At 72.4% G+C, this 3,007-nt stretch carries 3 protein-coding genes and 1 pseudogene; 3 read left to right on the top strand and 1 reads right to left on the bottom strand.

Annotation, left to right across the window (positions count from 1 at the left end):
- A partial coding sequence (locus O3Q52_RS51370) for a ribokinase (RefSeq protein WP_269655286.1) occupies window positions 1–700 on the top strand: 700 nt, incomplete at its 5' end.
- On the top strand, window positions 697–1,089 hold the full coding sequence (gene rbsD / locus O3Q52_RS51365) for a D-ribose pyranase (protein ID WP_269655285.1): 393 nt from the start codon (window positions 697–699) through the stop codon (window positions 1,087–1,089). The genes O3Q52_RS51370 and rbsD, both read left to right, overlap by 4 nt.
- 256 nt (window positions 1,090–1,345) lie before the next feature.
- On the opposite strand, the gene O3Q52_RS51360 is transcribed toward rbsD, so the two are convergent.
- A complete protein-coding gene (locus O3Q52_RS51360) occupies window positions 1,346–2,512 on the bottom strand; it encodes a serine hydrolase (protein WP_269655284.1) in 1,167 nt (388 codons plus the stop codon).
- A gap of 84 nt (window positions 2,513–2,596) precedes the next feature.
- Here O3Q52_RS51360 and O3Q52_RS51355 point away from each other — a divergent pair.
- A pseudogene (locus tag O3Q52_RS51355) lies at window positions 2,597–3,007 on the top strand (hypothetical protein); the annotation flags it as partial.

Here is a 3,007-nt window from a genome sequence, read left to right as displayed (position 1 = left end):
GCTGCTGCTCGACTCGCAGCGGGCGGCCGGGGTCGACACGGCCGGGGTCCTCGTCGGCGGGGCACCCACCGGGGTCGCGCTGATCACGGTGGACCCGTCCGGCGACAACAGCATCGTCGTGTCGCCCGGCGCGAACGGCCGCCTCACCCCGGCCGACGTCCACGCGGCCTCGGCCCTGCTCGCGGCCTCCCGGGTGGTCTCGGCCCAGCTGGAGATCCCGCTGGAGACGGTCGTGGAGGTCGTACGCGGCCTGCCGTCCGGCACCCGTTTCGTACTGAACCCGTCCCCGCCCCGGGAGTTGCCCGAGGAGGTGCTCGCGGCCTGCGACCCGCTGATCGTGAACGAGCACGAGGCGCGGGTGGTGCTCGGCGCCGACGCGGGCGATACGCCCGAGCGGTGGGCCGAGGCGCTGCTCGCGCTCGGTCCGCGCTCGGTGGTCGTCACCCTGGGCGAGGAGGGCGCGCTGGTCGCCGACGCCTCCGGCACGGCCCGGGTGCCGTCCATGAAGGTGAACGCCGTGGACACGACCGGCGCGGGCGACTCCTTCACCGCGGCGCTGGCCTGGCGCCTCGGCGCCGGGGAGTCCCTCGCGGACTCGGCGGCATACGCGGCCCGCGTGGGAGCCGTCGCCGTCACCCGCGAGGGCGCACAGGCGTCCTTCCCCACCGCCGAAGAGGTCGAAGAGGTCACCGCACTGTGAAGAAGGCCGGAATACTGAACCGTCATCTCGCGGGCGCGATAGCCGAGCTGGGCCACGGCGACGGCGTACTGGTCTGCGACGCGGGCATGCCCATCCCGGCCGGGCCGAGGGTGGTGGACCTCGCCTTCCGCGCGGGCGTCCCGTCCTTCGAGGAGGTGCTTGAGGGCCTGCTGGAGGAGCTGGTCGTGGAGAGTGCCACGGCGGCGAAGGAGGTACGGGAGGCGAACCCGGAGGCGGCCGCGCTGCTGGCCGACCGCTTCCCCTACGCGCTGACCCACGTCTCCCACGAGGACCTGAAGATCCTCTCGGCGAACGCCCGGCTGATCGTGCGGACCGGCGAGGCCCGCCCGTACGCGAATGTGCTGCTGCACTGCGGGGTCTTCTTCTAGGCCCCGGGACAAGCTTCGGGCAGGAGTGCCCGGACAAGCTTCGAGGGGGCCCGGTCCGTCGACCGGGCCCCCTCGGTTTCCCCTCCCCCAACCAGAACCCCCGCGATCCCCCCGGATCCCCCTCCAGAAGTCCTGATGCCAAGTACGACCCACGGAGTGCGGGGAGGGTTGCACGGTCTCTTGAGATTTTTTTGAGGTCCGACGAGGGGCGGATGTGAGGTCCGTCGGCGCCGGGCGGCGGGGGACGGCCGGTGCCTCAGTCGCCCTCGGCGCGGACCCGGTCGGCGATGCCCAGGGTCAGCTTCTCCGCCTGGTCCTCAAGGTTCCACTTGCCGTCCTGGTAGGCGTGGTTGCTCACCCAGTACACGAGGACGCCGTCGCGCAGCGACCTCGTGAGGACCGCCAGCGACCAGTCGTTGCCCCCGTCGTGCCACACGACCCGCCCTTCGGGGCTCTCGCGGACGGCCCAGCCGTATCCGTACCAGCCGTCGTCGGAGTCGGGCACCCGCACGCGGGGCGCGAACAGCTTCTCCCTGGCCCGTTCCGGCAGGACCGCGTCGCCCGAAAGGGCCCGGTGCCAGCGGAACATGTCCTCGGCGGTGGAGAGCATTCCGCCGTTGCCGCGCAGGTTCCAGTACGGCCCGTCGGCGGCCCAGGGATGGTCGAGGGGCCTGCCCTTGCTGCGCCCCTTGCTGTCGTACTCCACCGCGACCAGGTGCTGCGGCCACCGGGGCAGTACGTATCCGGTCCGCTCCATCCCCGCCGGACCGAACAGCTGCCGGGCGAGGAACGGCTCGTAGCCCTCTCCGGACGCCTTCTCGACGATCGCGGCGAGCAGGCTGTAACCGGTGTTGGAGTAGTGGAACTCCTTCCCAGGAGCCGACTGCGGCTTCGACGCCAGGGCCTGCCGCACCATCTCGTCGCGGGAGACCGGGTCGTAGTCGTCGCCGAGCCCCTCGACCAGGCCCGATGTGTGCGTGAGCAACTGTTCGATCGTAATGTCCTGTTTGTCCTCGGGGACCGGGCCGAGGAACCGGCTGATCCGGTCGCTCACCCGCAGCCGCCCCATCACCTCCAGCTTCAGGATCGCGGCGGCGGTGAACTGCTTCGTGATCGACATGACGTCGTAGACCGTGCGGCAGCTCGCGGGGGTGCCGGCCGCGCGGTCCGCCGTCCCGAAGCCTCCGCAGTAGGCGAGTTCGTCGCCGCGCGCTGCGATCACGGTCCCGCCGGGACCGGCTGGGATGGTCCGGCGGAGGAAGTCGGCGACCGACTCCCCGTCGCGCGCCTTCGCGGCGGGCCCGGCGGCCGACCGCTCCTCGGCGGGCCCTTTCGCGGGCTCTTCGGCACACGCGCCCAGCGTCAGCAGGGTCGCCAGGGCGGTGACGGCGGCGGCGGTACGGCGGCAGCGGGACTGACCCATATGACCTATGACCTCCAACATCGGGAATCCGCACCGAGGTTGACCGCCACCGTCGCCGTTCCTCAAGCTGTCAGGTGTTCGAGCTTGTGCGAACCCGTGTACGTCCAGCTCACCAGGGGGACCACCGTCATGACCACCGCACCGCCCACCCCGCCCGACACCGACCCGGCCGCCTTCGTGGCGGGGCTGCGGCGCCTCAAGGCGTGGTCGGGCCTCAGCTATCGCCGGCTGGAACGCGCCGCGGCGGAGGCGGGCCACTCCCTGCCGTACTCCACGGCGGCGACCATGCTCGGCCGGGAACGGCTGCCCCGCGAGGAGTTGGTCGCCGCGTTCGTCGCGGCGTGCGGGGTCCGGGGCGCCGAGGCGGAGGCGTGGCTGGACGCCCGGACCGACATCGCGTGCGGGCCGCCGCCTGCGCTTGTGCCTGCGCTTGTGCCTGTGCCTACGGACGCCACACCTGCGTCCGTGCCTGTGGTCGCCGCGCCCTTGAACACC

It is taken from the genome of Streptomyces sp. ActVer, from assembly GCF_027270795.1.
Taxonomy (GTDB): Bacteria; Actinomycetota; Actinomycetes; order Streptomycetales; family Streptomycetaceae; genus Streptomyces; species Streptomyces umbrinus_A.
Note: the sequence above shows the minus strand (reverse complement) of the source record. Positions and strands in the feature narration are given on the sequence as shown.

Bases quoted from the DNA above. Each gene is read 5' to 3' on its own strand.
- O3Q52_RS51360 (WP_269655284.1), bottom strand. From the start codon at position 2,512: ATGGGTCAGTCCCGCTGCCGCCGTACCGCCGCCGCCGTCACCGCCCTG.